The organism is Paenibacillus sp. FSL H7-0690 (assembly GCF_037980415.1).
Taxonomy (GTDB): domain Bacteria; phylum Bacillota; class Bacilli; order Paenibacillales; family Paenibacillaceae; genus Paenibacillus_AQ; species Paenibacillus_AQ odorifer.
The window spans coordinates 314,303-336,125 of sequence record NZ_CP150281.1 but is presented as its reverse complement, the minus strand read 5'-3'; the positions used below and the strand labels follow the sequence as shown (position 1 = coordinate 336,125).

General features: G+C 43.4%; 43 protein-coding genes. 1 reads left to right on the top strand and 42 read right to left on the bottom strand.

The annotated features are described in order from the left end of the window. From MHI32_RS01635 to MHI32_RS01455, 37 genes are all read right to left on the bottom strand, one after another. Complete coding sequence (locus MHI32_RS01635) at positions 1–612, bottom strand: hypothetical protein (RefSeq protein WP_340011788.1); 612 nt, start codon at positions 610–612, stop codon at positions 1–3. A gap of 11 nt (positions 613–623) precedes the next feature. Continuing rightward, complete coding sequence (locus MHI32_RS01630; protein ID WP_340011787.1) at positions 624–866, bottom strand: hypothetical protein; 243 nt, start codon at positions 864–866, stop codon at positions 624–626. A gap of 192 nt (positions 867–1,058) precedes the next feature. Then, the gene (locus MHI32_RS01625; protein ID WP_339245910.1) at positions 1,059–1,241 is read right to left on the bottom strand and encodes a hypothetical protein; all 183 of its coding nucleotides are present in this window, start codon (positions 1,239–1,241) and stop codon (positions 1,059–1,061) included. Between the two features lie 5 nt (positions 1,242–1,246). Then, positions 1,247–1,570 carry a hypothetical protein gene (locus MHI32_RS01620; RefSeq protein WP_340011786.1) on the bottom strand — a complete coding sequence of 108 codons (324 nt, stop codon included), beginning with the start codon at positions 1,568–1,570 and terminating at the stop codon, positions 1,247–1,249. A 10-nt stretch (positions 1,571–1,580) separates the two neighbouring features. Continuing rightward, positions 1,581–2,591: a hypothetical protein gene (locus MHI32_RS01615; RefSeq protein WP_340011785.1), complete on the bottom strand. Its 1,011-nt coding sequence runs from the start codon at positions 2,589–2,591 to the stop codon at positions 1,581–1,583. A gap of 13 nt (positions 2,592–2,604) precedes the next feature. Then, positions 2,605–3,015 carry a hypothetical protein gene (locus tag MHI32_RS01610; RefSeq protein ID WP_340011784.1) on the bottom strand — a complete coding sequence of 137 codons (411 nt, stop codon included), beginning with the start codon at positions 3,013–3,015 and terminating at the stop codon, positions 2,605–2,607. Between the two features lie 11 nt (positions 3,016–3,026). Next, positions 3,027–3,983, bottom strand: coding sequence for a hypothetical protein (locus tag MHI32_RS01605; RefSeq protein WP_340011783.1), 957 nt, complete (start codon positions 3,981–3,983; stop codon positions 3,027–3,029). Positions 3,984–4,032: 49 nt separating this feature from the next. Then, complete coding sequence (locus MHI32_RS01600; RefSeq protein WP_339245898.1) at positions 4,033–4,164, bottom strand: hypothetical protein; 132 nt, start codon at positions 4,162–4,164, stop codon at positions 4,033–4,035. 269 nt (positions 4,165–4,433) lie between these two features. Beyond that, complete coding sequence (locus MHI32_RS01595) at positions 4,434–6,404, bottom strand: hypothetical protein (RefSeq protein WP_340011782.1); 1,971 nt, start codon at positions 6,402–6,404, stop codon at positions 4,434–4,436. A gap of 31 nt (positions 6,405–6,435) precedes the next feature. After that, positions 6,436–8,157, bottom strand: a complete 1,722-nt coding sequence (locus MHI32_RS01590; RefSeq protein ID WP_340011781.1) for a hypothetical protein — start codon at positions 8,155–8,157, stop codon at positions 6,436–6,438. Beyond that, positions 8,154–8,543, bottom strand: a complete 390-nt coding sequence (locus tag MHI32_RS01585; RefSeq protein WP_340011780.1) for a terminase small subunit — start codon at positions 8,541–8,543, stop codon at positions 8,154–8,156. Before MHI32_RS01585 ends, MHI32_RS01590 begins: the two co-directional genes overlap by 4 nt. 15 nt (positions 8,544–8,558) lie before the next feature. Continuing rightward, the gene (locus MHI32_RS01580) at positions 8,559–8,765 is read right to left on the bottom strand and encodes a hypothetical protein (RefSeq protein WP_076308617.1); all 207 of its coding nucleotides are present in this window, start codon (positions 8,763–8,765) and stop codon (positions 8,559–8,561) included. Positions 8,766–8,780: 15 nt separating this feature from the next. After that, positions 8,781–8,984 carry a hypothetical protein gene (locus tag MHI32_RS01575; RefSeq protein ID WP_340011779.1) on the bottom strand — a complete coding sequence of 68 codons (204 nt, stop codon included), beginning with the start codon at positions 8,982–8,984 and terminating at the stop codon, positions 8,781–8,783. A 383-nt stretch (positions 8,985–9,367) separates the two neighbouring features. Further along, entirely contained in the window at positions 9,368–9,790 is a 423-nt protein-coding gene (locus MHI32_RS01570; RefSeq protein WP_076218545.1) for a hypothetical protein, read from the bottom strand. A gap of 25 nt (positions 9,791–9,815) precedes the next feature. Beyond that, on the bottom strand, positions 9,816–9,965 hold the full coding sequence (locus MHI32_RS01565; protein ID WP_340011778.1) for a hypothetical protein: 150 nt from the start codon (positions 9,963–9,965) through the stop codon (positions 9,816–9,818). A 16-nt stretch (positions 9,966–9,981) separates the two neighbouring features. Further along, positions 9,982–10,950, bottom strand: a complete 969-nt coding sequence (locus tag MHI32_RS01560) for a hypothetical protein (protein WP_340011777.1) — start codon at positions 10,948–10,950, stop codon at positions 9,982–9,984. A gap of 110 nt (positions 10,951–11,060) precedes the next feature. Further along, entirely contained in the window at positions 11,061–11,258 is a 198-nt protein-coding gene (locus MHI32_RS01555) for a hypothetical protein (protein ID WP_340011776.1), read from the bottom strand. Next, positions 11,255–11,599 (bottom strand): DUF1064 domain-containing protein, encoded by a 345-nt coding sequence (locus MHI32_RS01550; RefSeq protein ID WP_340011775.1) that lies wholly within the window; start codon positions 11,597–11,599, stop codon positions 11,255–11,257. Before MHI32_RS01550 ends, MHI32_RS01555 begins: the two co-directional genes overlap by 4 nt. Before the next feature lie 539 nt (positions 11,600–12,138). Further along, positions 12,139–12,543: a YopX family protein gene (locus tag MHI32_RS01545; RefSeq protein WP_340011774.1), complete on the bottom strand. Its 405-nt coding sequence runs from the start codon at positions 12,541–12,543 to the stop codon at positions 12,139–12,141. Between the two features lie 40 nt (positions 12,544–12,583). Continuing rightward, positions 12,584–12,766, bottom strand: a complete 183-nt coding sequence (locus MHI32_RS01540; RefSeq protein WP_076189979.1) for a hypothetical protein — start codon at positions 12,764–12,766, stop codon at positions 12,584–12,586. An 86-nt stretch (positions 12,767–12,852) separates the two neighbouring features. Beyond that, entirely contained in the window at positions 12,853–13,269 is a 417-nt protein-coding gene (locus MHI32_RS01535; protein WP_340011773.1) for a hypothetical protein, read from the bottom strand. Next, positions 13,266–13,484: a hypothetical protein gene (locus tag MHI32_RS01530; RefSeq protein WP_340011772.1), complete on the bottom strand. Its 219-nt coding sequence runs from the start codon at positions 13,482–13,484 to the stop codon at positions 13,266–13,268. The genes MHI32_RS01535 and MHI32_RS01530 overlap by 4 nt, the downstream gene beginning before the upstream one ends. Before the next feature lie 20 nt (positions 13,485–13,504). Beyond that, positions 13,505–13,705, bottom strand: coding sequence for a hypothetical protein (locus MHI32_RS01525; RefSeq protein ID WP_340011771.1), 201 nt, complete (start codon positions 13,703–13,705; stop codon positions 13,505–13,507). Positions 13,706–13,707: 2 nt separating this feature from the next. Then, positions 13,708–14,259 carry a hypothetical protein gene (locus MHI32_RS01520; protein ID WP_340011770.1) on the bottom strand — a complete coding sequence of 184 codons (552 nt, stop codon included), beginning with the start codon at positions 14,257–14,259 and terminating at the stop codon, positions 13,708–13,710. Then, positions 14,256–14,402 (bottom strand): hypothetical protein, encoded by a 147-nt coding sequence (locus MHI32_RS01515; protein ID WP_179087643.1) that lies wholly within the window; start codon positions 14,400–14,402, stop codon positions 14,256–14,258. The genes MHI32_RS01520 and MHI32_RS01515 overlap by 4 nt, the downstream gene beginning before the upstream one ends. Positions 14,403–14,474: 72 nt before the next feature. Further along, on the bottom strand, positions 14,475–14,723 hold the full coding sequence (locus MHI32_RS01510) for a hypothetical protein (RefSeq protein ID WP_076302250.1): 249 nt from the start codon (positions 14,721–14,723) through the stop codon (positions 14,475–14,477). Between the two features lie 30 nt (positions 14,724–14,753). Then, on the bottom strand, positions 14,754–15,221 hold the full coding sequence (locus MHI32_RS01505) for a hypothetical protein (RefSeq protein WP_340011769.1): 468 nt from the start codon (positions 15,219–15,221) through the stop codon (positions 14,754–14,756). Continuing rightward, positions 15,218–15,448, bottom strand: coding sequence for a hypothetical protein (locus tag MHI32_RS01500; protein ID WP_340011768.1), 231 nt, complete (start codon positions 15,446–15,448; stop codon positions 15,218–15,220). The genes MHI32_RS01505 and MHI32_RS01500 overlap by 4 nt, the downstream gene beginning before the upstream one ends. Next, entirely contained in the window at positions 15,445–15,777 is a 333-nt protein-coding gene (locus MHI32_RS01495; RefSeq protein ID WP_340011767.1) for a hypothetical protein, read from the bottom strand. The genes MHI32_RS01500 and MHI32_RS01495 overlap by 4 nt, the downstream gene beginning before the upstream one ends. Further along, positions 15,774–16,016, bottom strand: a complete 243-nt coding sequence (locus MHI32_RS01490) for a hypothetical protein (RefSeq protein ID WP_340011766.1) — start codon at positions 16,014–16,016, stop codon at positions 15,774–15,776. Before MHI32_RS01490 ends, MHI32_RS01495 begins: the two co-directional genes overlap by 4 nt. Continuing rightward, positions 16,009–16,332 carry a hypothetical protein gene (locus tag MHI32_RS01485; RefSeq protein ID WP_340011765.1) on the bottom strand — a complete coding sequence of 108 codons (324 nt, stop codon included), beginning with the start codon at positions 16,330–16,332 and terminating at the stop codon, positions 16,009–16,011. Before MHI32_RS01485 ends, MHI32_RS01490 begins: the two co-directional genes overlap by 8 nt. Positions 16,333–16,355: 23 nt before the next feature. Beyond that, complete coding sequence (locus MHI32_RS01480; protein WP_340011764.1) at positions 16,356–16,793, bottom strand: hypothetical protein; 438 nt, start codon at positions 16,791–16,793, stop codon at positions 16,356–16,358. Between the two features lie 177 nt (positions 16,794–16,970). Further along, positions 16,971–17,138, bottom strand: a complete 168-nt coding sequence (locus MHI32_RS01475) for a hypothetical protein (protein ID WP_340011763.1) — start codon at positions 17,136–17,138, stop codon at positions 16,971–16,973. Next, positions 17,135–18,427 (bottom strand): DnaB-like helicase C-terminal domain-containing protein, encoded by a 1,293-nt coding sequence (locus MHI32_RS01470; RefSeq protein ID WP_340011762.1) that lies wholly within the window; start codon positions 18,425–18,427, stop codon positions 17,135–17,137. Before MHI32_RS01470 ends, MHI32_RS01475 begins: the two co-directional genes overlap by 4 nt. A 7-nt stretch (positions 18,428–18,434) precedes the next feature. Continuing rightward, the gene (locus MHI32_RS01465) at positions 18,435–18,782 is read right to left on the bottom strand and encodes a replicative helicase loader/inhibitor (protein WP_340012689.1); all 348 of its coding nucleotides are present in this window, start codon (positions 18,780–18,782) and stop codon (positions 18,435–18,437) included. Next, the gene (locus MHI32_RS01460) at positions 18,730–19,635 is read right to left on the bottom strand and encodes a hypothetical protein (RefSeq protein WP_076298326.1); all 906 of its coding nucleotides are present in this window, start codon (positions 19,633–19,635) and stop codon (positions 18,730–18,732) included. Before MHI32_RS01460 ends, MHI32_RS01465 begins: the two co-directional genes overlap by 53 nt. An 11-nt stretch (positions 19,636–19,646) precedes the next feature. Then, positions 19,647–19,853, bottom strand: coding sequence for a hypothetical protein (locus MHI32_RS01455; RefSeq protein WP_340011761.1), 207 nt, complete (start codon positions 19,851–19,853; stop codon positions 19,647–19,649). Between the two features lie 121 nt (positions 19,854–19,974). On the opposite strand from MHI32_RS01455, the gene MHI32_RS01450 reads away from it, so the two are divergent. Continuing rightward, the gene (locus MHI32_RS01450) at positions 19,975–20,130 is read left to right on the top strand and encodes a toxin-antitoxin system protein (RefSeq protein ID WP_143759290.1); all 156 of its coding nucleotides are present in this window, start codon (positions 19,975–19,977) and stop codon (positions 20,128–20,130) included. On the opposite strand, the gene MHI32_RS01445 is transcribed toward MHI32_RS01450, so the two are convergent. The 5 genes from MHI32_RS01445 to recT form a co-directional block, all read right to left on the bottom strand. Then, the gene (locus MHI32_RS01445; RefSeq protein ID WP_179089667.1) at positions 20,127–20,288 is read right to left on the bottom strand and encodes a hypothetical protein; all 162 of its coding nucleotides are present in this window, start codon (positions 20,286–20,288) and stop codon (positions 20,127–20,129) included. The two genes, MHI32_RS01450 and MHI32_RS01445, sit on opposite strands and share 4 nt — an antisense overlap. After that, on the bottom strand, positions 20,285–20,488 hold the full coding sequence (locus MHI32_RS01440) for a hypothetical protein (RefSeq protein WP_340011760.1): 204 nt from the start codon (positions 20,486–20,488) through the stop codon (positions 20,285–20,287). Before MHI32_RS01440 ends, MHI32_RS01445 begins: the two co-directional genes overlap by 4 nt. Then, positions 20,485–20,703 carry a zinc-finger domain-containing protein gene (locus MHI32_RS01435; protein WP_340011759.1) on the bottom strand — a complete coding sequence of 73 codons (219 nt, stop codon included), beginning with the start codon at positions 20,701–20,703 and terminating at the stop codon, positions 20,485–20,487. The genes MHI32_RS01440 and MHI32_RS01435 overlap by 4 nt, the downstream gene beginning before the upstream one ends. Then, positions 20,703–20,906, bottom strand: a complete 204-nt coding sequence (locus MHI32_RS01430; protein ID WP_340011758.1) for a hypothetical protein — start codon at positions 20,904–20,906, stop codon at positions 20,703–20,705. Before MHI32_RS01430 ends, MHI32_RS01435 begins: the two co-directional genes overlap by 1 nt. Before the next feature lie 71 nt (positions 20,907–20,977). After that, positions 20,978–21,823: a recombination protein RecT gene (gene recT, locus MHI32_RS01425; RefSeq protein ID WP_340011757.1), complete on the bottom strand. Its 846-nt coding sequence runs from the start codon at positions 21,821–21,823 to the stop codon at positions 20,978–20,980.

Sequence of the window (21,823 nt, the reverse complement as noted above, 5' to 3'; positions counted from 1 at the left end):
TCACCAACTTTCCTGTACAACAAAGTGTACGTAATCGTTTGTCGCTCTTCGGTACTCGTTATATATTTGCTGATACCGAACCTCAAAACTTTCATTTTCTGGCATTAAGTCTCGTAAAACACCGTACACCAGCAACATATCAAAATCAGGATCAAATCCACTGCCACTATTTAGATCATCCATTGTTAGTTCACCAATAGCAGGAGTATAGAACATTTTAAATCCATAAAAGATGTCATAAGCAGGTGGAGGAAATATCCCTATTTGTCCCGCGACTAAGTAGTAATATGGTCCACGTTCCTGATCATTAAAGGGTTTCAATGGTACTCTTAGCCAATCAGAAGGATCATCCATGAACGGTTGATTATTGTAGATTGATTTACGTATTACAACTTCTGTGATGTTACTAGGAGGGCATATAAGGTCAAACAACCCATTCCCAACAGTCACGTCAAAAGCTTGAGTCAATACCTCTGATTGAGCCTGTGACGAGCTCACATTGCGCATAAGTCTATCTCTTGTTTGTGTGACTTTGCGTAAGATAGAGACAACAGGCACATTATTCTCTGGCAGTTTCTCTATGATTTCTTCAACAATTTCTTGTATTAGCATGAGTCACCGCCTTAATAAAATGCGATAATATCTGTTGCTGTGGTTCCGGTAGCCAATACCTTTACTGCTGACACTGGGTAAATGTATCCAGGAGTAATATTAGTGAGTATTACGGTACTTCCATCTTGAAATGCAATAGCTAATTCCGTTCCTCCAGATGCCATGATACCCCTAGATGGCGCGATTAAAGTTGTGTCACTCTTTGTAACGGGTACAGCTCGTGAAAATGGTTCAACTACTACACGTCCGGTCATTTATTTACCGCCTTTCGGTTTGTTGGTTGTGGTTTTACCAATTGTTGAAGTAACTTATTCGTTTCCTTTTGTTCAATGATCAGATGCATCAGTAATTGATGTTCTGTTCGACTAATTTGAGATTCTAATAGTTCAATAGGTACTAACATCTTATCCCTCCTAAAGTAAAAAAAGGGAGCCTATAGCCCCCTTCTACTTGTCCTTCATCTCTCCAACTTCAATCAACCTAGTGACCATTTCATTCCAGACTTGGACACCTTTACGTTGTGATTCGTTCATATCATCAGTTTCTTTTTGGAATCCTCTGAAGGGGAGTTTATTCTTTTTTCTCGAAGTGTTGCCAACAGCATTGCCCCAAGTGCTACGCTGTTCCATATGCGTCACCCCTTCAGCACCTTTATTTTCCATACACCAGATGCAAGGTCAATCGTTGCGGCTGAGGCGTTGAATAGTGTAATAACGACTGTGTTTGCAGCGCTAACAGTGCCGCTTGCAATGATTCCAGCCAAATTATATGGCGCAGTCACGATTACGAAGTCTCCTAGTGCTGCACCAGTAACTGTAATAGCGCTGGATGCTGTTCCGGTATATGTCGCAAGTGATGCAGGATCAAAAACAGACGTACCGTTAAGTACGCCTGTAAATAGATCATTGTCACCAAGTGCCAGTGCTGTAAAGCTAGTTGTTCCTGAGCTTGCTGGCATATGATCCCTCCTATGTTAACAGTGTTCCGGAAAGTCCCGGATCTGCCTTCAAAATTCCGTTCCATCTGTTAGGTTTAGCCACCCAACGTGCGCGCCCCTTGATAATGTTAGCATCGGTTTTTTCATCCACATATGAACGAACGTTCAAAGGAATACGATCAAGGAAGATCAATCCTTCGTACATTTCCATCCACTTAGAGTCAGCCAAATACCAAGTATCAGTACCAGCAGTGATCCCTGCAGTGTTGTTAAGGTAAGGAGTCATGATTACATTCCAACGACCATATTGGAAGTTGAAGGAGTTATTAGCTGTGTTTGGAGATCCTTCTTCAGCGCCGATCGCATCAAAAACCAACTTCTTAATGCGCGCCTTAGATGGGATGATGATCGTGTCAGGACTAATGTCCATGATCTCGCCATCGTCGTTACGAATGTACTGCATAGATTCTTCTGCTAGGCAAAGGGAATCGTAGGAGAACGGGTTGGAGATGTAGTTGGACTGAGCGCCGTAACCACCTGTGATTGACGGGTGATCTGTAGCAAATAAGGCTTTCTTGTCAGCACCGCGAATATCAAACTGTTTATTGTTGTTACCAAACAGCATAGAGGAACTTGTACCATTGTTTAGAATACCAAGACCAAACTTTTCACGGCCACGGTGATATGATTTCATAAATCCATAAGCTTTTTGCTTTACTTTACCCATCTTGGCATCTTCAATCATCGTTTGAGTAACGGAAAATTGAAGTTTCCATTCATCTGGTTCGACAATTGCGGAAAACCCTTCTTGGAAAGAAGATTCAGGATAAGCACCTTGTTCTCCCACTGCTTCAAAGTCACCTAAAGATGTTTCGTAAGTGTACTTCTCAGCAAAGTTACCTGTCTCATCCATGCAGAAGATTTTATCAATGACGGACTCAGACTCGAATGCCTCCTTCTGATCGGTCAACATCATTTTAATTGGATCCTGCGACTTGCCGAACACAGAATCATTTAGTCCTGCTGCTTTAGAAAATATCATCTAGTTAGCCCCCTTATACAAAGCGTCCACTGACATTGGATGTCGTGGTAGCTCCATCAGTATCGTCAATCTCAAATACGCCACTTGCTGTCGTTGCAGTAACCTTCATACCGTCCGTGTGTAGCGTCACCTTAGCGCCTTTAAGCGTTGCGGAAACCGTCGCTGTAGATTGTGTTGTCCACTCTTGCAACGCGTCTACGCGCCATACAGGGAGTGGTGTAACAGATGTTGTTTCAGCCGTTTGGGTGCGTACTGAGACAAACTGAGGTTTCACTGTTGGACCTGCTTTCGTCAAACGTCCACTAGTCAACACAAGACCCTCGCCAAGTGTTGCACCTTCTGCATCGGTTAAAAGTAAATATTCGAAAGGAAGTTCACCCATCCCTGGGCGCATCTTCGGTCTAAATCCTGGTGCGTTTGCCATGTTATTGCCTCCTATTTAGCGTGTTTTTTATGCCATGCACGTATTTGCGCATCGCTTTTACCTTTGTTCAGGGCTCTATAAGCCCTCATAGTTTCATCATCAATCTCTACATGGTCAACTTCTCCACCCGTTGAAGCATTAGGGGCTAAGTGTTCTTTACTGTTGAGCTTATCCAGTGCTTCCTGCTTTGCGGCTTCCTGTACGTTCTTTAGGCGGCTCTCTAATACCGCGTCAAAGTTTGCACTTAAGTAAGCAGCTAAAGGTGAAGCTCCGCGTTCCATTTCCTTTTTCATCTTGTCGTTGTAGAACAAGTCAACTGCTTCTTGATTCTGATCTGCCACCGCTTTTCCAAGGTCGGGAAACTTTTCGAACAGCTCTACCCATCCTTGTTCAGCCTCTTGGTTACGTTTAGCTTCTTGTTCAGCTGTAGTCGATTGCTTGAGTTGCGGATATTCTTTCAACATCTGAATTTCTTCAGGCGTTAACCCTGCACCCTCATAACGTTCAATGTTGGCGCGTTCTTCCTCTTCCTGTAACCGTTGTTCATATTGTTCTACGGTATATATTCCATGACTCTCACCATACTGTTTGGCGATGAGCTCATCTGCTTTCTTTGCTCTTGCTTCAACTTCTGCGGCGCGCGCTTTCTCCGCATCTAATTGTTTGCGCATCTCTTGGAAAGCTTTATTCGTCTCTGAGTCCTGTTTAGGTTTCTCTTCCGGTTCAGCGACCTCCGGCGTTTCTGCTTGTTCAGAGTCCTCTACAGTTTCAGTTGGTTCATCATTTGTAGGCGATTCCCTATCAGACATGAATCTTTGCATTTTGCTATCAAACTCGTTCATGTCTGATTGATACTCTGGACTATCCTCCAAAGATGGCGTTCCGTCTTCTGAGAACAGTTGGAGATTCATCGGATATCGTCTAGGTAGGTCAGCGACTTCTACCGTTTTTCTGCTTATTTTATTCATAAGGTCACTCCTTCTGTGGTTGTTGCTACAGCCCACCCTGCGATTGTTGTTACTTTGCTCTCAAATCTCCACCAGTTGTTTTCTTTGGTGAACCTTGATTCTTGATAATTGCGTTCGGTGCCTTAACTACTCCACTAGATGAGTTCGGAACCTTGTAACCTCCGCCGCCATTATTAGCCATGTTGCTCACCACCTTTAAGATAAGTTAGCCCGAAAATCGGCATGAAAAAGGACGTCCTACGACTAGGAGCGTCCTGATTTATTCAAATACTTTGTTACCAGCGTAATACCATAACCCGTTTGAACCACGAAACATTACTGGAGTTTCACATTCCGTGCATAGCACCTCTGTTGACTTCTGTAGTTCATTTTTATATACGAATTGTCTTGTATCACAACATGAATAAACGGCCATAAAATCAATCAAATTTTCAACAGTAAGGTTTATCTTCATGCTGATTCCTTCTGTCTACCTGTCTGAGATACCTTCGATGCCTCAACTTGTAATTTAGCTATATCCATAGCCTTCTGATGTGCACTGTCTTCCTGTTGGCGCTGCTGCTCATACTGTTGTCGCTGTCCTTCGTTAGCTGCTTGCATAGCATCCGCCTCAGCCTGTACATTGCTCTGTGAAGTTTGTTCCAATGCCCCTTGTAATCGCTGATTCTCACCGCCCATTTGCTCAATCTGCTGTTGAAGCTCAGTTATCATCTGCTCCATCTGAGCCATTTGTTCCTGCTGATTCATCTTTTCAGACCATTGTTGCTTGATCCGACTCGCTGCCGGGAACTGTAAACCTTCTAGGATGGTCCATAACTGCTGCACATCAATTGCCTGAGCACTGAATAACGCCATAGTCTGCTCATACATGAACATTGGGTCCTTCGGTAGTCCATATACGCCATCTGTGCCAATGAGGAAATCTGTGTTCCAGTAAAGGTTTCCGCGCTTATCTCGTTGTAGTAACAGGTATTTATCAAACTCACCAAAGGAATCATTACCCTCAATATCCTGTGCCAGATATGGTCGTATCTCATCATAGAAGGCAATCTTATGTTCGAATATGATTTCGAATAACTCCTTGAAATGAACGTTCTTATTAAACATTTTGGAGTTAAGCCGTCCGGATGCTTGCTGTACTTGTATCTGCTTAGCCTTACCGCTAGTGGCCGTAACATCTTCTTTACCTTGGAAGCTATTTGTGATCCCTAGCATGCTCTGAGCGATTCTATATTGCTCTTGGCAGTACAATAAGTCCTTGCTTATGTCAGCAGTAAGGTCAAGCGTGTCAATGGCTGCTAACTGTTGTTGCGTACCTCTGATGATTTGGTATATTTCATCCGTGATTTTGAGTCTGTCATGATCCTCTAGGGCTTTAATGAGTGAACCGCCTTTGATGATCTTCTCTTCCATCTTGTGTACGACTCGCTTGATGGAATCTTGCTGATCTCCAATAACATCAAGGTCACTCTGTCCACCAAAGTGAAAGTTTCGTGGAACGTTGATGCGTACACTCACCGGATATCGGGATGGTATAAACATTGGCACTTTTTCGCCCTTATAGGCAATCGGCCTGCCATCCACATCTACGATGTCACGATCTAAAATTTCAGTTTCCATGTATGTGCCATCTTTATTTCTGCGGTAGAAGAACTTAGGTAAATCTTCAAGCTCAGTATCATTAATCCACACATACTTGCATATATCCCCGTCTTCGTCCTTATACCAGCACACGATTTCTGTTAATGGTTCTTCCTCTGTGTCCTGGGCGGATGTTGCTGATCCACTGGAGTTCTGGTCTGTGTCAAATAGGCGTGTATTCTCTGGATACTGTTCTTCCTCACCAGACAAATCCTTCTTATAACGCCGCTGTACATAGTCTTTTGTTACATCTGAGAGGATAAAAAAGTAATCCATCTTCTGTAAGTTGTATACCTTAGGCTGTGTGACCAGTTGTTTCGGATGTCTACCAATGAGCTCAATCTCTCCACGGTACAGATGGTGCTTAAAGTTAGGGTTCCACGCGACCTCAATGATCGAAAACCCCTGAAGAGGCGTGATGCGTTCGTTCCTGTCGTTTATCGCTTCAATATCTGACTCTTTAATGTCATTGGATATACTGTCCGCTATCATAGCTGCTTGGGTATCGAATCCCTCACGCTTACTCTTAACCGTAGGCATTGGGATCTGGTTGTTTACCTGTGACTCGATGAATTCAAAGCCGATGTTCCAGATATTATTTGATTGTTTCTTTGGCTGGTTTACACTGTTAATGTTTTTCTCAACGTGTCTGTCACCTAAATATAAAAACTCTCGCTTATCCATCAAAGACAAGTCTTGCCCACTCTTAGCTGCCTCTAAGCGTTCCTGCCACTTTATCAGCTTCTTAGGACGTTGTACCTTGACCACAGTCTTTTTCATCTTCTTTATCACATCCTTTATGCCCATCTCATCAACCTACTTTCAATCCCCATTTATCAGCGAGATACTTTTTCATATCCGGTGAAGCCTTTGCGTAATCCTCTTGTAGATCCAGAGGCAAGTCCTTTATGCTTGGCTGTTCCTTTGGTGTGCTTGTGGACTGCTGTCCTCTGATAGCTAGTGTAATAGCATAAGCCAGCACTCTATCATCATGCTCTCCCGGCATAGCTTCTGGTCTACCTTGCTTGTTCTTAACGAACTTTAAGCACTCCTTAAGGAACCACACGTCCTTAATCAAGTGTGTGTGCTCTCTCACGTACTCTACTAACTCAGATATGATGGCATTACGGTTGGTCATACTAGTGTGCCAGCCAAAAGAGTTTTGTACGTCCTTACTGATCGTATTCATGTTCTGTCTCATGTACAGCCTTGGATAGTTCATCTTCTCCAGTTGTAACACTGTGCCCGGGTTAAAGTTGACCTCAGTGCCTAATAGAGCCTTGTTGTAGTACATGCCAAGCTTGTATAGTTCCTCTGCATACAAGTCCACATCTAAGTGACCATGGAAGGTTGCTACTTGTTCCAGCGTGGCATTGTCCAATATAGGTGCGGCATCAAAGTCTCCACCTTCCACACCTTGGGCAACGTCATTGCCGCTAATGTAGTGTTTACCGGGTTCTGGATGCTTAAATACCGTGAGCCAACCGCGCTCATCTGGTACGAAGGTAATCTTTCTTTCCTTGTCACCCATATACTTCAAGTTTCCACGCTCACCAATTGGATTTAACTCCAACTCTCTTATGCGTTTAATGACAATCTCATTGTTGAAAACTGGTGTACCAGTAGTAAGGAAGGCTTCCATTGCATTACACGGGTACTCTTGTTTGAACAGACTTTCATCGCCGTTGAGCTTGTCTTTCATAGTGTTCCTACGCCACTGTAGCTGATCCAAGTCAAGCTTATACGTATCTTGGATGTCTCGTTCATACGGCGTGAGCTCAAAACCCGTGTACGGTGCTCTGTACCTCGGGTTCTCAAACCACGCTACGAACAGAGGTACAAAGTTGTTGTTTCCGCGCTCTGCGTTATCCCACAGTTCACTGAAGAAGTTCATACCCTTTGCTGTAGACTCTACAATCGTTATAGCTCCATAGTCTGGTACAGATTGCATGATAGAGGTCATTGTCTCTTCAGGTTTATCCCATTTAGCTAACTCAGATATGTGCAGATAGTTAATCGTGTACGATGATCCAGCATTCAGGTTCTTAGCTGTCTCTACAAGGAATTTGTTCTGCAAACCCGGATCATTGTCTTTGCTAATCTCTTTGGAATCGTCAAAGCGTGGGTTCTCCATCAGGATGCCTTTACCTCTGGATGGTCGGCGCTTCGGTTTGATCACCTGTGGTAAGTATTTGTAGAACCTATCGGACATGTCATTGATTGTTACCGCTGAATCTTCATCAAACGATACGATCATAGCCACTTTGTTAAAGCTGAAGTTTAGGTCATGGAAGAATACTGCTTCTGTTGCTGTACTAAAGCCTAGCTGACGCGCTTTAAGGATAATGATGTATAAAGACCGTCTCTTTGACTCATCCGGTTCAGCAGTTTTCCAATCCTCTATGATCTTAATGAGCCTGTCTTGCGCTGCGTTGGTTATGAATGGTACTATCTGCGCTTCTTTGTTGCGGATCTTTAAGCATCTCTCAAAGTACGTCTTGTAACTGTCCTTCAATACTTTTAGCGCGTTCATTCAATCAGTTCCCTTAGTTGATCCTCGAATGAAGTCTTCACATCTGCAACGATCTGTTCAACTGGTTTATACCCACCACGATCTAGAATATCCTTTGCTGCTGCTATCCTATCTTTGTCCATTGCTTCAGGCTTCAACATGATCTCTTTCAGCACTTTGTAAGCCTCAACAGCGTCTTCTGCAAAGATTTGTCGCAAGTCCCTGTTAAGATTCTGTTCAGTTTTGTTGAGATATTGTTGAACTTCAACACTCTTCAACAACCGACTGCCCTGACTGTATGCCGTTTTCTCACTGTATCCTGCTGAAATGGCAGCCTGTGTTGCGTTGTTGCCATTCTTCAGATACTCGGTAACAAATATCATGATCTGTGGTCTTAGATCTGCCATTGTCTTCACCCCCATTTATTTGACGTGTACTCTTGCAGATATCTTATAGCCATCTTCTGTTTCAATAGCTGTCGGTGTTGTTCTCCAGATAATGTTTTTTCCTTCGACAACATTCATCAACTCTTTGAAGAAACAGTTAGATACCTCTCTTAAGTCCGTTCCTTCTGCCTTGACGCGTATATGCTGGTATCCTTCTATATCTCCTAATGCTGTAGTTTCCATCTACCTCACCTCCATCTATGCTTGATTTACCTCATCATTCACTGCATCACTAATATAACTCGTTGAGTGCGTCACACCTGATCTACTAAGACAATCCACATACGTCCTGCGAAGCATATTCTTATACACCTCTTGCCTAGCCTTTATGATCTCATCATCTACCTTAGCTATCTCATTCATTAACAGTGCACGTTTATGAGTAAGCTCTTGTAGGTTCATACACTACCACCTCGCATACAATAGGCTGTTATGATGTACATGAGTATTAGTGTGATGTATAGGTATCTAATGTCTTTGGACACTCTTATACGGCCTCCACTTCGTTAAGCGTATTCGGTCGAACCGGAGAAAAACAAAAAGAGCAACGGCGATAACCGTCACTCTTACGTTTGATGCATTCGCATCTATATACAATTCCACACCACCACTAGGAGCGAGTCTGTCACCTTCGTAGTGTGTGGTTGTTGCTAAAAAAGTAGCGCCGACCCGTAGCAATCGACGCTCAGTAAGGAGTGAACATTAGTGAATGAAAGTGACGAGGAATCAGCACTTAGGGGCGGTTCGCGCGCTACCGAATGCCAATTCCTCATACTTACATAATATCACGATGCTTTTGTACTTTGTGTTACCTCTTTGTTACCTCTTTGGCTCATGTACCTACGCAAGTAACCTTCACTATATCCCAACTCTGGCGCCATATCACGGTATGTTTTGTTCTCAACAATACGTTTGTACATTACTACATTTGCCAGTCCTTCAAACTTCACCATCTCTTGTTCCATGGCGTTCTTGATTCCTTGTATACGATCAACTTCCAATTGAACGATTTCTAATTCTATTACTGCCTCATTAAACTTCTCGACCCCTTTGTCGAAAGGTATGTGGCAGTAACTACCTGACGACTGTATTTTACCGCTGGACATTACACTGTGTGCCAACTCTACCCGTCGTCTGATCTCCATTTCGTGGATCTGCACGATTCGGAGTTCGCTGCAAATGTCGTTGTACGATTCCTTCCAACTCATGTATATCCCCCCTATAGATAACTTTTTATTCCTCTTCGATTACTTCCAGACTACTCACACTGTAAGGTATAGCTACGTTCATTCCATCCAACGCAACGAATATCCATGGATCTGAAATCCTCTTCACCGTGCCCTTACTACCCGACTTATGACGCACTCTATCGCCGATCTTCATGAGAGAAAAGCAGCCGTTAGGCTGCATCCCTCACTGATCCAAATACCGCTAACTCAAGCGCTTCAAGTCTTTTTTCAACACTCGATCCTGCCACTTCGCTACTAGCGTCTGCCTGATCCACTCCACTGGTTGCGCTGTTGGTATCTTCATCACGAAAGGCTGGAACCGTTACTGGCTCGTCCTCCACACTGCTATGTTGTGCCATATCCTCATGATTACGTTCTTGTTCTTGCTTGGCGAGAAACTCAGTCCGAAATGTGGCAGCCTCTTCGGCTTGTACCTCCTGATATTTTGTGTCTTTGTATAAGGTATAATCCTCAAATGATTCATCTGTATCAGCATATTTTGCAGTGAACTTCTCATTCCATTTTCCCATGTAAACCACGTCGTAAATGACACGTTTCACCTTTTTGACTACTGCCGCACCATCAAGATTTGTTCTGATCTGCTCTTTGGTTACAGTAGATGCAGCAATCTTGGCATTCAATTCATCAATCGTTTTCTTGGCTTCAAGCAGTTCACTATATACATTGTCACGTTTTGAGGCGTTATCTTCCGCCTGCAATTTAGACTCATATAATGCTGCTTTAAGGGTCGCTATTTCTGTATCTCTTGCTTCGATAACTTCATTCAGCCTTTGTGACTCTGCCTCTGAAGACTCGCTAAGCTTGTGATATCCATCTTCGAGATCTTTCTTTTCATTGATTAATTGTCGAAACGCTGGTATAACCACTGATCTCACAGCCACATGATCTGCAATAGTTGCGAAGTATGCGCCAAGGGGAACTCCGAAAAGTGCAATTTCTTCTTCTCCACGGGCAATTACCGGATCCACCTCTGGCTTTTCCAGTTCTGCGGTCAGTTCCGCAATTTGCGCTTCCAACCGCTCAACCTTAGCTGCATCCTTTAGTCCGCCGCGCTGATTCTCGATGTTCAACTCATATTGCAACTGCTCAATTTTAGTTTGAAATTCCGATATTTCCACGAATACCCCTCTTTTCGTCCAAATGTTTTGATATTACCTATATTATACTATATTTACTACCATTATTGTACTATTATCTCTTGATTTCTTCGTTTTTCTTCAACTTTATTTCATGCTGATTTTCTCTTCACGAGTCTCTTTTCGATGAATTTATACTTATCTACTCTAAAGCCAATAGGAGGCTCATACAGCGACTTTAAGTTACGGTGATGTATTTGCTTGTCCAGCGTTATTAACGTGCCTACACGGGCTCCGTATTCGCTCACAAGCTCGTAACTGGTTCCTATGTTGATCCATGCCGCCATCATGCGCTTATCTCTCGTATCTGTAAGTCTGGATAAGCGTGCATGAACAACTTTTTCTTAAGTGAGTAGACAGGAGTCTTCATCCCTTTCACATCCTCGATCTCTTGATGACCATCTGCATAAGTTACTAAAAAGTCTGCTTTGTACGTGATAGGCTGTACGCGCTTGCCTGTGGCTTTGTGCTTGAATCCGGGCATTAATACGTATGATGGCTGTAACTCGACCTCTATGACCTCACCAGCGCGTTTCAGGAGCATTAATTCACGGTACCTCTTGGCTTCAGCGCGTGAATCGAAAACTATCTCGTCAACTTGCGTCTTTCTCGCCCCGTACTTGCTTTTCATTCTTCTTCCCTCCTTTCTTACCGCTCATGTAGTGGCTCCTCGGTGCCTCCCGTAGCTTCATTTTCGGTGGTCCGTACTTTTCTATCACTTCGGCCAGTTGTTCCGGGGTGAGCGTATATTCTACCGGATCACTATGGACTGTAGCTCTGTTTGGTGGCGGGAATGAGGATACTACTGGCATAGGGGATATACGACGATGACGTTTGATACCACTACTCATAATTGATTACCTCGCTTTCGGATTGTATTAGTGTCTTGTTCCTCTCTTTATGGGGAGCAGATTATGTTAACCTTATCCGGCCCCCGTTATCACTGGGATTATTCGGTCTGACTCGATGGCCTTCGGCCTGATGATTGCACTTGATGCATTTGAAGTTATACTGCGATAGGACCTCATCAGACCAAGCAACTGCAGGCTGACCACATGCGCACCAGAACCGGGTTAAATCGTCCCTCAATTGCACGTAGCCTCCCTCACATTGCATCAGCACTACTTCGCCGTGTCCTTGACTTGGAATGCTCATATCCTCTTCTCCCCCTTATACCTCTATTAGTTCTGGATTCTCGTAGATGTTGCCCACTACTTCGCATTCATATGAAATGTATTGGTAATCCTCACACAACTGACTTCCGCCTAATCTCCAACCGTATTCTTCAAAGTCGATTACGTCCGTGTGGTAAGTCGTGCTTGTATTTTCAGGAGTCTCGTAAAGGTCCGGCACCTGAAGTATGTCTCCGTCATATATCACCTTGCCGTTTTTGTCCGGTAGTCCGGTACACTGCAGATTTGTTAGTTGGGTATATTCTCCGTTCGTGATCCGGAATATGACTAATTCGCCATAGGATAAATAGGCCTGCAGGTCATCACGGGATTCTATCTTGTCACCGTCATACATCAATTTGAGTTCTTCGTCCCACGCCTTCACCTTAATCTCTCTGCCCATCGTGTATCGTCTCCTTTGATTGGGGTCTCAGCCCCCTAAATTAATCCAGTGCTGATACTGCAGGCTCTATACTTGCAATCAGATTCATGTTCATGAACACTTGTATACGAATTCCCTTCATATCCCGATAAAATGCCCATGCCTCAGAATCGTTTTGCGTTGCCATTTCTACTTTTCCATGCAGCGTGTTAATCAAAACGTATACAATGTCATGCTTAGACATGTGTCTCAGCCCCCTTATAAGTTCATCCAGCCCTGCGGCCTCCGCTGTCGCTAAGTAATGCGGTCGAATCGGAGGCCTTACGGCCGTTATAAGCCCAGTACTGCTAATAGAGCAGTCTTACATATTGCTTCTGGTGCTGTGTCTGCTTGCTCATTCCACTGTGTGCCACGGTAATCAAGATCACAATCCCATTTCTTGTAGAAGCCTACGTTTATCTCCATTCCCATTTCGATTACTTTGTTTAATACTTCCCATGCTGCGGATATGTCTTCACCGAACCGTGGGCAATCCAGCCAAGCCTTTTCCTCTGAATTTCTCCATTCTGCATTGTGCCATGTGCCCTTCATTGGCTTCCAAGCTTCTTTCCCGAACCAGCCTATCAGCAGCCGTAGCTCAGGAAAGTTTTCCTTACCGATCACTTTCGCCTGAAATATATGTTCTGCTACCGCTGGACCAAGTTCAATCGGGTCCAGCGCCAGTATCTCTTCCCTTGTGAGTGTCATTGGTTATCTCCTTCCTCAACATGCCCTTTGTGAGTCTTTCCTCCATAATCGCTCCAAGCTGTCTGAATGATTGCTCGTAATACCTGCCTACTCAAATCAGCGTCTAGGTTATTGCTCCATCGCTTTAGTTCATTGCCTGTAAAACTACCGTCTCCCTTTATGAAGCTCCAAGCTTCGCCAAGAGCCTTTAAAAATTCACCATCCCGTTCATCCATGATCTATACGCCCTCCTTTCTCAACGTTTAATAAATATCCAATCAGATATGTTCTCTTGGTTATTTCGATTCACAACACAGTTATTCTGGCTGCAATGGATTCCTTTACTTGAATAACTGAGTACATGTTCCCTGCTGCCATCACAATGAATGTGTTTGTTGTAGCCATCCGCCGTCTTCAATTCTTCACTTTGCTTAATTGCCCTGAGTTCCAAATTCAACGCTATCTTCCCTCCTTGGGTGCTGGGTCTGCTGGAATCACGAATGGTGTCCAGTGCGTATAACAATCAGACCAATCGGAATCCAGTGGATTGCCGCAATATGGCGGTTCCTGAATCGGGAACATCCACCACAGCATATCTCCCATTTCTTCATGCCATTCATCTAATGGTCTTGCGGAAAATTGTTGTTTGATCTCTGGTGTGGGTGCTGGGGTATCTGGGTAAAGGGTGGATAACGTGCGTTGCAATTGTCCTAACACAACTTTCGCCGCCAGTATTTTGTCACTCCATAGTTCGAGATCGTTAACCGCAAGCTGTACCGCCTCTTTTAATTGTTGTTCTCGTGCTTCTGCTGCGTCTGCACGGGCTTTCTCAGCTTCATAAGCCGTTAACGTTCCTTCGTATGATTGTTTGTAAATCTTGGCTTCTTGGAGCCAGTAGGTTGCCATCATAGGACCGCCTACGCCTAATTCCCTGAATGCAGTGAGACCATTTTCTGTTTCTCGCGCTGCCTCGCACATATCCATATCCTTTTGCCAGTCCCTTTGTGTCATTGGGGGTTTACCTCCTCAATGGAATTCAATGCAACACTTACAAGACCATGCTCGTCAAAATCTACGAGTGCAGTTCTGTTTCTAAGTAGGAATATAACTCCGTCACCGTAATTTTGATGCCTAACATAATCTCCGTTTTTCATCTCTTATATCCCCCTTGTGGGATAGGAGGGCTATTAACCCTCTCTGTCCCTGTATCTTCGTACTGTGCAACATTAGTCTTGTGTGGCAAGCTTGCAGTTATTAAGTTCGTTTATCATGTCATCAATACGACCATTAACTTTTTCAATAAAGGATTCAATAATCTCAGAATCTGTATTTCCTTCAAGTTCGATTTCTACAGAAGATGTATCATAAGGTAGTACAACATCAACAAGCATAAGAGACATCGTAATGTTCTCAATTTGGATTTCTCCGTTTTCTTTGCAAACTTGTTTCAATTTTTCTTCAATACTCATTTCCATAATCTATCAACTCTCCTTCGCTATATGCGTCTACTCTGTAATTGGATCGCACTCTTGACAACGACCAACTAGACAACATGGTTCTGATATCATCTGTTGCTCAACATCCTGTAGCGTGATATATGCCGCCTCTGCCCTCTCTCTGGGGCTGGCGGTGAGCATATCAGCTACGGCTTCCGGTGATAATTCGCCAGACATCTCGTCCGATTCGCCGTCCAATATATCGCAGAGAGTAGATACATACTTGATGTAATTTTCCTTTATTGCTGCTGTCTGTACCTCTAGAGAGGCAGCAGGGTCTGTGCAGTAGTCAGGGACATATTTCCATGTATCTTCAGGTTCCCGGTAGTGGCGTCCTCCGAATCCCGGAGCTACGAGCTGATAATAAGGTGCTCCTCCACCTGTTTCGGCGGTATGGCTTTGAATAACTCTCCATCCCATCAACTCCGCCAGCGCCCGGTTAAGCTTCTGGTCTGTCTTATCCTTTACCTGTGTCATGACTTAGCTCCCTCCATTCCGAGCATGATAACTCGCTCACCGATCCCTTTTCCCGTTATTAGGATGCCTTCAACCTCTATTGACTTACTAGGCAGATGAGCAACCTCATACCCTTTATTGCGAATTGCTTCTGCTAATGGTCCGATCATACTTGGCAGGATACCTATAGTGTCGTATCCACCGCCCTTGACCAAAACCGTTATTACGATTGGCTTTTCTTGGCTCATGCCTTGTCGCTCCCTTCCTCAACCAATTCACCCATGCTTCCACCACTCTCATACCAATCAATCACCTTTTGTTGTCGGGCTATGGTCTGCTGTGCCTCTGCCAACTCTTCACTTTTATCCCGACTGTAGTTATCCCACCAGTCAATTGCTGTTTGAAGACGGCTTTCGTCTTGTTTTGACTCTTCTAGAGCAGCCAGCAACTCCTTGCTCGCTGCATAAAGGTCAATAAAATCTTGGTCGCTATACTCTCCTGCATCAACAAAGCTTTCACATTGCTCTTTTGTCATGCTAAGCATGTATTTGATCTCTTCTATCTGTTCTGGTGTCATATCGTCTCTCCTTCGTTGTTAGATGATGTATTAAGGGCTTTACGGGCGATAAATCCGCCATCATCACTGATTTCTTCAAATGTCCTATTCTCGTCTGAGTAGAACGCTAGGGCTTTGTCCTTTTCTTCTAGGAGAGAAAGTAGGCTGCCTATGATATGAGTCGATTCATCGTATACCATGCGCTTTTGGCTTAACACCAGATAATCTTTTGCTTGTTCAATGACTGTTAGTTTACTCATAGGAACCCCCTATACCTGTTTCGGCTGCCGCTACGCTGGGTGATTCGGTCAGGTCGGTGGCGCTGACGCGCAAATACTTCACTTTAGAGTTACGCCAATTGTTATCAAAATCTCTATACGCATCTTCTGGTGTGTCTCCGAAACCAGCAACGCCATCTTGAAGATTTTCTCCGAACAAAGCACACCATTGATTCCCATCTACTGTTAACGAAGGTTTAAAAATATAGCTCGGTCTGTTCATATTCTCGTAATATTCAGCCTGATTTTGTGCTGCCTCTCTCATCACCTGAATTGTGTATCCGTCTAATTCTCCCATTCCCTTCACCCTCTCACCCTTATTTACCTAAACATTGCGTTGAATTTATTGATTTGTTCGCCGATTCCCTTATTTTGTTCGCGTTCTTTTTCTCTTTTTTTCTGTTCGATTTTCTCGTCATGTTCAACAATTTCACCTTCAAGATTCCGGAAGTATTGTAGAATCGGCTTTACCCAAGTCCCTTTGTGTAGCCACCCATAAGTTTCTGTCCATCCAGGATTACCGCCCGTAACGCCATAAACTTTGAACAGATTACTGTTTTCGTCAATCAGGTAGATGAAGAATGTTTTCCCTCTAGCATGTGAAGCAGTTACATATAGGACATTTCCGTTTCGATAGCACTCACCATCCCCACCGTGAAGTACATATCCCAATCTTGTTTTTTCTAAATCTCCAAGTCTTCTTTCTCTAGCCATTTTAATTAGTCCGTAATATTCATTTGCACCTTTCACTTTTACCACCCTCTCAACCTTCTATACGCCCCGTAATGGCGCTTAATTGTCGTTCCTATACACCGAACTCTTCCCACACCGCTTACACCGTTTGTGCCATCTCCGCATGTTGTAGTCGTACTTGTGGCCGAATAGTCTACATAGGATTCTCATGGGTTACGCTCCTTTCGTTAAGATTGTGTTTCTTTAAGCTCCCTTACGTAACCACTTTGCCGCCTTATATTCTTCTATGCCCTCCAGTATTTCTTCACGATCTGCATTGGGGAACCTCATTTTCAAAGATTTAGCACTTGGAATCATCTTGTCACTGTAGCCACATTTCTTCAGGTATTCGTAAATCTCCCATTTGTTCATGCTGTTGCCCTCCTATCCATTTCTAAAAAGTTACTTAGATTGCGCTCATAAACCATCTCATGCACGCCTGTCCAACCTTTGCGATTCTTGTCTACAATCACTTCCATCACGCTATATGTGGTGGTGTTCTCAACTGTCTTTTCAAAGTAATCATCCCTGTGGAGCAAGATAATTAGGTCTGCCGCGAATTCAATGTCTCCTGATTCTTTCAAATCTGCCATCGTAGGACGCTTTTCTCCCCGTTTTAATGAGCTGATGCAAATCACTGGGCAATCATTATCTCTAGCTGCTTGTTTCAACCTTCTGGTGATGTATGTGACTTCTTCGCGCCTAGACTGAAACTTTCGTTCCGTTTGTATTTCTTGCAGATAGTCGATAATTACAACAATATCTTTGTGCAATTTCTTCAGCGCCTTAATCTCTCTCACGATGTTTTCAACTGTTTGGTGTGATTTATCGTTAATCAAGATATTTTGTTGACGTAAGAAGATGCTTCCATGCGTGTAACGGCTCCATTCTTCTGTGGTCAGATACCCGTTTTCTATGTTTTTCCCCTCGATACGGGAGTGTCCTGAAATAATCCGGTCCAGTATGTCAGTTTTTTTCATTTCGATACTGATAAATTCCACGGCATCCACTTTTTTAGATCCAGCTGCTCTCCTTGCTATGTTTGTTGCAAATGCAGTCTTACCTACTGATGGTCTAGCACCTATGATGATTAGATCCTGTTTCTTAGCGCCGCCAACTTTCATGTCAAAATGATCTGATATGATCGGATAACCTGGGACATGACCGTTCTTTTGTCGTTCAAATATGGTTTCGTCATAATCCTCAAGCATCTTGCTGACTGACTCTGTGGTGTTTTCCTTGATAATCTTTGACTCAAGCTTTTCTATGGCCTCTTGGAGGTGAGCCGTGTACTCTTTCGGATCATTGAACTTTAGTGACTCTAAATTAATGTCTGAGTAAATCTGTTCAGCGTCTCTCAGGAACTCATTTTCTCTGACAATAGTTTCGTGCGATAAAAAGTAATCAGGTGATCCAGCGTGGTTTACCAAGTCCAAGAAGACGCGCGTACCCCCTATGAAGCTGATTTGTTCGTTACTCAGGCAATGCACAATGTTGATTGTGTCTATGGGCTTCTGCTGCTCTCTTAGGTGTAGCATGGTTTTAAATATGAGCTTTAGATCATCTAGACAAAATGAGTCTTCCGTAAGTATCGTATCTTCTAGAAGTTCAGGCTTTAACAGTATGGCTCCCAGTACCGCAGCTTCGGCATTTCGATCCACGTGAGTCTTACTCATCGCCTTTACCTAATGCCATCTCAGCAATTATCTGATCTTCATACTCACTTTTCGTGATGCCTAACGTTTTCCACGGTGGCGGAACTGCCAGTCTCATTCGATCCTCGTTTTCCTTTTCTTGCTGGATAGCCAGTTGCTTTCGTCGTTTGAATATGACTTCTTCGTTCGGCTTAACAATTTCATGGATGGTTGGTTGAAACTTACTCTGTTTGATATGGTCTCTCAGGTTATGCGCTGCTGTTTCTGCATCAGTTTCCATCAGAAACTGTGTCCATAGGTTCTTTGTGTCATTGTCTAGGTTGAAATTGGGGTAAGCTGTTTTGATTTGGAGTAATATCAATAATGCTTCTTGCTTTTCCAATGTCTTCAAGCGTCATTCCTCCTACAATTTCACGTTTAAGCTCTTCTCGTTGTTGAGCGTCTTTATCTGCTTTACTTTGATACTGGGTCGGAAACATGCTTACGGTCTTATTTTTCATTTGCGCGGTGAGCGTGTCCCATTTCTCTCTGAGTTTAGAAGCAGATAAAATGTTTGATTGCCAAAATGAATCCTTTGTAGCCCACTCAATCACTCTTCCAATCTCTGCTGGCTCTCTGTTGTCTATATCTATTAACTTCCTCATGTCATTTGCCCATGTTTGGAGGTTAGGTTGTTTTAAGTCCGGCTTATGTTTCAAAATGTTTGTATAAAGATAATTAGCTGTCCGAAACGGAAGACTGTCTTCGTCATAAACTTGTTTAGGACTATTACTCTTTACCTTTTTATCATTCTTATCATTCTTGTTTGTGACCACTTGTTGACCATCTGTTGACCAGTTGTTGACCACTTGTTGACCATTCTGTTGACCATCAGTTTGATATTCCAACCATTTAACCACTGCTACTACTGAGAATTTGTTGTTCGATTTGATGACCACAAATTCGTGCTTTTCTAAATTTTCTAGCCATCTCCATATCGTAGTTGGAGGTTTTTGTTCTTTCTTCTTTAACCCACGATTGTACATTTCAGCGAGGTCAAAACGGCCTGTGACAAACTCACCTGGAAACAACTTCACGATCTGCTTTCCTATCATTTGATCACGTTCTTTATGTGTAGCTTCAGTGAGACAAATCATCCATAACCGGAATAAATTCATGTCATTGAATACTGGGTTCTCTCTGATCTTCCGGTGAAGCTTTATCCACCCGTCCATATGATCACCGCCTAAACAGCTTTCGAATTTTTAGCCGCGCGGATCTCATACCAACGGTTCTGACAGGATTTAGCGGTGCGTTGTAGCTGGTCTGACGCTTCGCAGAACAGTTCAAGCACCTTCTTACGGTCACGCATACCATCGAGCATGATTGTGGTCAAACGCGCGTCCTCCGTGCTCGTCCATTCGTGATAGTAAAACCTTGTTTTGGTGTCCATGTTGTCCATCCTTTCTCGTTCGCTATCTGATAATCTTACTTTATCCTACTTTATCCTACTTTGCAAGATAAATGTTTGAGATATCGGATAAAATGCTATAATTTTTTTGAGGTGTATTTATATGGTGAGACAAACCAATAAAGAAAAGTTATCAATCACGTTAGATGTTGAGGTTTTTGAGTTTGTAAGTTCAGAAGCTGTGAAGGATGATCGTTCCGTAAGCTCAATGATTAACGTCATCCTTCGCAACTATATGAATGAGAAGAAAAAAGATTAAGCGCTCAACTTCTCAGCTTCATCAATCTTCTCCGTGTAAAAGTGGATCATGTGCTTATTCCACTCAATTCCGCCCACATCACCGTATTTCTCTGCCTCTGCTAAGGCTGTGGTATATACGGTGATGAACTCTTTCCACATTGCAATCTGAGCTTTCATGCGCTCACTTCCCTTTCTATATAAGGCTTGAATCCCTTTGGAATTCCATAGCTCCGATCCAGCAGCCGCTTATCAATCTGCACTCTTGGAGTTTCAAGAGACTTCATATGAATCAGCATCTTGATAGCAAGTGAAGGTGATACATTGCCGTTCTCCGCTATCTCACGTCGAGCCAACTTTTCATAATCTGTACTGGTCATGCGCTCATCCCCTTCTTTTTGCGTTTATCCTTCACAATCTGATCGAGATCATCGGCAATCTTTTGTAGCTCCTTGCCTGTGGGACACTTCTCGTTGCAATGTTTCTGCAACCGGTTATAGGACGGGCGAGCCCATCGCTTGTCGAGTTTCAATGAGCACGTTTTGCAGACTTCTAGGTGCTTGTCCATTTGTTGGATAACAGTTTCACGTTCCATCACACTTCCTCTTTATAGATAACAAGGGCGTTATACCATATAACACCTTCAATATCTGGATTTGCCCTAAACTGGATATCGACTATTTCAACATATCCAAGTTCTCCAAGTTCTTTGATTTTTAAGTTCAAGGTAGAATCAAATGGTGTACCGCCAACTTCATTCACCAACATCGTTTTAACTTCATTTGCATATCCAATCATCTATGCTTCCTCCTTATAACTCCACGCGCACGTGGGCGTCTTCGTAAACTCCGTTAACTACTACCCCTCCGTTAGAAGGGTAGCTCTGCCTGATTAGGATCAACTGATGTATCTGTCGTTTCCTCAGTAACATCCTTCCAATCTGTAACATCTACAATTTCGCTCATATTTTCAGCAGAAGAATCAAAATATTTTGTTGTTTCGTCCTGATCCACAGCACGTTGGAATTCAACGCTGATTGGCATATATTTCATTAGAGATTTAAGAACTGTCTTCTTAGCCATCTCGTCAAAGTGGTCAACCCATGGTCCAAAGTTCTTAGCCTTACTGAATTTATCCCGGTGAATCACGATGTCATTTCGGCTCATAACCATGAAGGAGTAACCGCCATCCTTGAACTTGGCATAAGAGTAATATTTCACTACGGGACCACGATCACCATCGGCTGGAACGTGTCTCAACTTCTCATTAATTCCGTACTCATATTCAAATTCATCATTCTGGTGAACTGCCTGCGCCATGATGCTGCTAATCTGTCCGGTGCGGCGTGCTAGCTCAATTAGTCCTTTGTAACCAATCTGGAACTGGCATTCGTCTACGCCTTTGTTCTTATAAGGAATGAGGTATGCGTGACCTAAGATAGAAGGTTCAAGACCTAGCTGAGCACATTGCATAACGGCTCCTAGAAGACTTTCAGGTGAGCAAACCTTTAGTTTAGGGTTAGTACGGATACTGGTTGTAGCGATTCGAAGGAGACGATCAGGAGTAAGGTGTTTAGGAATAGCCTGTGCAATAGCTGGCTTCATTTGTTCAAATAGGTCATTGATGGTTTTTCCTTTGGTTGGAGCACCTGTAGCTATATTTGATAACGTTCCTGCTAATCCACTTTGATTCGTTGGCGTTTTTGTCATATTCAT